The sequence below is a fragment of the Kitasatospora sp. NPDC057542 genome, assembly GCF_042801945.1.
GTDB lineage: Bacteria > Actinomycetota > Actinomycetes > Streptomycetales > Streptomycetaceae > Kitasatospora.
In genome coordinates this window covers 1-5,823 of record NZ_JBHVFE010000527.1, presented here as the reverse complement: position 1 = coordinate 5,823, position 5,823 = coordinate 1, and the positions used below count along the sequence as shown (strand labels likewise).

The window sequence follows — 5,823 nt, the reverse complement described above, 5'->3', positions numbered from 1 at the left end:
GTGGAGGGGGAGACGTGAACCCGGTCGTGGAGCCGTGGGCGGAGTCCGGGACACCGGAATGCGGCGGGCTGTTCCGGGCGAACGGAACAGCGCGGCGAGCCTCCCTCCGGACGTCGACGCGCTGCCGGTCGACTTCGTCCGCCGGGCACTTGACGTCGCGGAGCGCCGCCTGCGGGGCTGGCCCGGCAGCGCGACCGGCGTCAGGGCTCCGCAGCGCGACCGGCGTCAGGCCCGGGGCGGGTCCACCGCGAAGAGCTGCTCCTCGACCTGGTCGAGGGCGACGCGCAGGGCACCCATCGCCACCACCTCGGAGCCGAGGGCCGCCAGGGCGACCTCGGGAGCGCGCAGGGTGAACTGGGCAAGGCGTTCGCGCAGCGGGTCCAGGACGCCGTCGAGGCCGGCCGCCCACCCGCCGATGACGACCAGCTGCGGGTCGATGGCCAGCACGAGTGCGGCGACGCCCTGGACGAGGCGGGTGAGGAAGCGGTCCATGGCGACCTTGGCGACCTCGTCGCCCTCCCGGGCCAGCCGCAGCACACGGGCCACGGCGGCCTCGTCCAGCGGGTTGAGGGGCTTTCCGGTGGTGGACAGCAGGCGCTCGGGGGTGACCTCCTGGCCGAGCAGGTGCAGGGCGCCGATCTCGCCGGCCGCGCCGCCGAAACCGCGGTGCAGCTTGCCGCCGATGAGGGAGCCGGCGCCCGGGCTGAGACCGGCCATCACGAAGACGACGTCGTCGGCGCCGACCGCCGACCCCTGCCAGTGCTCGGCGATGGCGGCCAGGTTGGCGTCGTTCTCGATCAGGACCGGGCAGCGGAACGAGCGCCGCAGGCGGGCGCCGAGGTCGAGTCCGGTCCAGCCGGGCATCGCGGTGCCCAGCCGGATGGTGCCCTCGCGGTCCACGATGCCGGGGGTGCCGATGCCGACCGCCCACAGGTTGTCCCGGGAGATGCCGGCCTTGCGCAGCACCTCGGCGACGGCGGTGCGGACGGCGGCGAGCCGGTCCTCGGCGTCGAGGGTCTCGTCCACCGGCTTGAAGTGACTGCCCACCACCTCGCCGGTGAGGTCGGACAGGATGACCCGGATGTCGTGCACGCCGATCTCGATGCCGAGGATGTGCCCGGCCTCGGCGCGGAAGCGGAACCAGCGGGCCGGGCGGCCGCGGCGGCCGGTGCCCGGCTGGCCGTCCTCCCTCGGCTGCTCGACCTCGGCGACCAGTCCGGTCTCGACCAGGCCCTCGATCACGCCCTCGACCGTCGGGCGGGAGAGCCCGGTCTCGCCGACGAGCTGAGTGAGGGTCACGGAGTGGCCGTTCCGCAGCGCCCGAAGCGTGACCGCCGCATTGATCCGCCGCAGCAGCGAGGAGTCTCCTCCGGTGAGCCGATCCGCCAATGCGATGCCCTTCGCCGTTCGCGCGACTGCCCTGGCGCGCGGTGTCGAGTGCGCGGTGCCCACCGAATGGCCCGCGGGGGTGCGCCCCCGGAGGACGCGGCACGGCGGCAGGGGGCCGCCTGCGCGGGGGCCGGAGGACAAGCGGAGCCTACCCGGGGACGGGCCCGGGCGGCGAGAATCCCTGCAGCTCATCCCGGCTTCGGTATCGAAATGGTACAGATCGGGTGGCGGTGCGTGATCCGGGCTTCACCGCCCGGCCACGGCGTGCGGGTAGGGGAGTCGCCGGGTCCGCTCCGACCGGCGGTAACGCGCGGAGGAGGGCGTGGGCCGGGCCCCCGTCAGTCCACCCGCGCCGCGAACAGCTGCTGCCCCAGCAGCCCCATCGGGTGCCCGTCCTCCGGCAGTGTCAGCACCGTCGGGCAGCCCGCGGCGGCCAGGGCCGCCCTCCAGTGCTCCGCCGGACGGGCGGCGAGGCCGTGGGCGTCGCCGGTGATCAGCAGGTCGAGCTGTTCGGTGGTGGGTGCGAGCAGCAGCAGCCGGCCGCCGGGGGAGAGCAGCCGGACCAGCGCCGGGACCTCCTCCGCGGTCCGTCCGGTCGCCGTGGCGAGGACGAGGTCGTAGCGGCCGCCGTCGGGGGCGGGATGGTGCTCGGTGTTCTGCCGGGGCCGGGCGGCGAGGGCGCGGGCGACGGCCGGCTCGCCGTCCTCGGGGTCGAGTTCGAGGACGCGCAGCGGCCCCGGTCCCTTGTGGGCCTCGGCGGTGCCGCGCACCAGTGCGCCGAGGGCGGCGCCGAGGTAGCCGCGGGCGGCGGCCCGGCGGACCGGGGACGCGGCCGGTCGCGGGGCCTCCTCGCCGCTGATCAGGCGGGGCAGCCGCAGGGCGCCGCGCCGGACCCGGTCCAGGGCGGCGGCCGGGCCGAGCCCGTCCGTCCAGGTCTCGACGGCCGGGCGCCAGGCCTCCCGGACCTCGGCGGCGCCCGGCCCGGGCTCGCCGCGAAAGACCGGGCCCTGGGCCCCGCCGTCCTGACGGGAGATCAGGCCGCGCCGGGCGAGTGCGTCCAGCCAGCGGACGACCCGGGGGCGTTGGGCGGGGGTGACCATGGCGGCGGCCAGCACCTCGGCCTCGGGGTAGCCGCGCGCAGGGTCGGTGAGCACGCCGCTCTGCTGGAGGGTGTGCAGCAGCGCGGCGAGCACGGCCCGGTCGAGCTGGGCGCCGAAGTCGCGGACCTGTTCGGCGGTGACGCCGATGCTGTGCTTCCAGGCGGCGGCCGAGGCGCTTTCGGCGTCGGCGCGCAGCCGGCGGTCGGCGGCCTCGGCGTTGCTGTCCGGGGCGCGGACGTGGGCGAGGACGGCGCCGAGCGCGTCGACGGCGGCGTACACGTCCTCCTGCCGGGGCTCGGGGCCGATGTGCAGGACCAGGCGCAGCGCGCCGAGGTCGTGGGCGGCGAGGCCGGGCTGTCGGCTGAGCCGCCACAGCAGCGCGGAGGGCAGGCTGAGGTGGGTGGTCCGGTCGGCGGCGACGGCGGCGAGCTGCTGCTCGGGCCGCTGCTCGGGGTCGCCGCAGTGGACGGTGCCGCCGGCCAGCAGGGTGGCGAGGGCGAGGTCGACGGCGAGGTCGCCGACCGGGTGCAGCACGGTGTGCCGGATCGGTGGCGTGCCGAGGACGCCGGCCCAGTAGCGCAGCCGTTGCTCGGCGGCCCGGGCGGCGGAGGGCGGCAGCGCGGCGTGCTCGGCGACGCGCCGGGCGAGGGCCCGGGGCAGGCCGCCCGGCGGGGAGACGCCGAGCAGCAGGCCGATGCCGCTGATCGCGCGCCCGTCGGCGACGACGGCGGGTCGGTCGCCGAGTTCGCGCAGCGCGCTGACCAGGGCGGGAGTCGTGGGCACGGTGATCACTCCGGGGTGCGGGTCGGAAACCGCACTACTGAACCATGTGGTCGGGGCGGGAAAGACTGCCCGCGAGTCAAAGTTCTGTAATGATTTTCATATCGGACAGCCAAGCTGTCGAGGCGAAGTCGCCGCGAAGTGGTCGGAACTTCGCATTCCGGAAGGTCCGTGCAATCCCTTGACAGGTGGTTCGGGTGCTGGATCAATGGAGCCACCCGAGCTGACCGAACGATCGGTAGGCAGCTCCGGCAGGCAGAGCTGCGAAGGAGCGACGATGACCGGCACCGCACCCGTCCCGAGCCGACACCTCGGGGAGCCGCTCCCGCCAGAGCTGCTGGACGCGGGCGAGCGGATGGGCCCGGAGGAGCTGCGTGCCCACCAGCTCACCCGGCTGAGGGCCACCCTGCGGCACGCGTACGACAACGTCGAGCTCTACCGCCGCAAGTTCGACGCCGCCGGGGTCCGCCCCGAGGACTGCCGCACCCTGGACGACCTCGCCCGCTTCCCCTTCACCACCAAGGCCGACCTGCGCGAGGGCTACCCCTTCGGCATGTTCGCCGTCCCGATGGAACAGGTCCGCCGGATCCACGCCTCCAGTGGCACCACCGGGCTGCCGACCGTGGTCGGCTACACCGAGAACGACCTCTCCATGTGGGCCGACGTGGTCGCCCGCTCGATCCGCGCGGCCGGTGGCCGGCCCGGCCACAAGGTGCACATCGCCTACGGCTACGGGCTGTTCACCGGCGGCCTGGGCGCGCACTACGGTGCCGAGCGGGCCGGCTGCACCGTCATCCCGGCCTCCGGTGGCATGACGGCCCGCCAGGTGCGACTGATCCTGGACTTCGAGCCCGAGATCATCATGGTCACCCCGTCCTACCTGCTGACCCTGCTGGATGAGTTCGAGAAGCAGGGCGTCGATCCGCGCAGCACCTCGCTGCGGGTCGGCATCTTCGGGGCCGAGCCCTGGACCGAGGAGATGCGGCGCGAGATCGAGGAGCGGCTCGACCTGCACGCCGTCGACATCTACGGCCTCTCCGAGGTGGTCGGCCCGGGCATCGCGCAGGAGTGCGTGGAGACCAAGGACGGGCTGCACATCTGGGAGGACCACTTCTACCCCGAGGTCGTCGACCCGTTCACCGACGAGGTGCTGCCCGATGGGGAGGGCGGCGAACTGGTCTTCACCTCGCTCACCAAGGAGGCGCTGCCGATCATCCGTTACCGCACCCGCGACCTCAGCCGGCTGCTGCCCGGCACCGCGCGGCCGGCCTTCCGGCGGATGGAGAAGGTCACCGGGCGCAGCGACGACATGATCATCCTGCGCGGGGTGAACGTCTTCCCGACCCAGATCGAGGAGATCCTGCTGCGCACCCCGGGCGTCGCGCCGCACTTCCAGCTGCGGCTCGGCCGGAAGGGGCGGCTGGACCACATGACCGTCCGGGTGGAGGCCCGGCCGGAGGCCTCGGCCGAACAGCGGGAGGCGGCGCGGGCGGAGATCGTCCGGGCGGTGAAGGACGGGGTCGGGATCACGGTCGCGGCCGAGGTGGTGGACCCGTACACGCTGGAGCGCTCGGTCGGGAAGATCAAGCGGGTGGTGGACGAGCGGGCCTGAATCGGGCCGCGGGCGCGGGCGCGGGGAGGCGGGCGTGCGGCGTGTGGCGTGCGGGCCTGCGGGCCTGCGGGCGCATCCCCGTGCCGGCGTGCGGACGCGGCCCCGTGCGGGCTCTATGCTGCGGGGCATGCCGAGTGAGCTGCCCACTCTTCAGCCCGCCGAGGACCTCGCCTTCATCCGGCGGGAGACCGTGCTGAAGCCCGTCCCCTTCGTGCCCGAGATCAGCCTGCACATGGCCGAGGACGCCATCGCCCTGTGGGAGACCACCGAGCGGGCGCGCGGGGAGGCCGGGCTGCCGCCGCCGTTCTGGGCCTTCGCCTGGGCGGGCGGGGTGGCGGTCGCCCGCTACGTGCTGGACCACCCCGAACTGGTCGCGGGCCGTACGGTGTTGGACGTCGCGGCCGGCTCCGGGCTGGTCGGGGTGGCCGCCGCGCTGTGCGGGGCGACGGAGGTGCGCGCCGCCGAGATCGACGCCTACGCGGTGGCCGCGATCGGACTGAACGCCGAGGTCAACGGGGTGCGGGTGGAAGGCACCCTGGTGGACCTGGTGGACGGCGACGGCGGGCCCGCCGAGGTGGTGCTCGCGGGCGACGTCTTCTACGAACGGGCCATGGCCGCCCGCTTCCTGCCCTTCCTGGAACGGGCCGCGGCGCGCGGCGCGACCGTCATCGTCGGCGACCCGGGCCGCGCCTACCTGCCCCGGCAGCGCTTCACCGCGGTGGCGGCGTACCGGGTGCCGGTGGTCGCGGACCTGGAGGACACCGCGGTCAAGACCACCACCGTGTGGCGCCTCGGCTGACGGTCCGTCGCCCAGCCGCTCAGTCGGGCCAACCGTGCCGGGCCGCCTTGAGGCCGGCCTCGAAACGGCGGCCAGGTCGTCTACGGCGCCGAGTTCGGCAACCCCGACGACGTTCCCATCACCTGGCTGAGCGACCGCGGGGG

General features: G+C 74.8%; 4 protein-coding genes. 2 read left to right on the top strand and 2 right to left on the bottom strand.

The annotated features are described in order from the left end of the window. Positions 1-225: 225 nt before the first annotated feature. Positions 226-1,389, bottom strand: a complete 1,164-nt coding sequence (locus ACFU7Y_RS38565; RefSeq protein WP_224280088.1) for an ROK family protein — start codon at positions 1,387-1,389, stop codon at positions 226-228. Positions 1,390-1,727: 338 nt separating this feature from the next. Further along, positions 1,728-3,272, bottom strand: a complete 1,545-nt coding sequence (locus ACFU7Y_RS38560; RefSeq protein ID WP_380771144.1) for a hypothetical protein — start codon at positions 3,270-3,272, stop codon at positions 1,728-1,730. 274 nt (positions 3,273-3,546) lie between these two features. Here ACFU7Y_RS38560 and paaK point away from each other — a divergent pair, with 274 nt between their 5' ends. Together paaK and ACFU7Y_RS38550 are read left to right on the top strand one after the other, a co-directional pair. Further along, a complete protein-coding gene (gene paaK, locus ACFU7Y_RS38555; protein ID WP_224282979.1) occupies positions 3,547-4,881 on the top strand; it encodes a phenylacetate--CoA ligase PaaK in 1,335 nt (444 codons plus the stop codon). Between the two features lie 127 nt (positions 4,882-5,008). Continuing rightward, positions 5,009-5,680, top strand: coding sequence for a methyltransferase (locus tag ACFU7Y_RS38550; protein ID WP_224282980.1), 672 nt, complete (start codon positions 5,009-5,011; stop codon positions 5,678-5,680). Positions 5,681-5,823 lie beyond the last annotated feature (143 nt).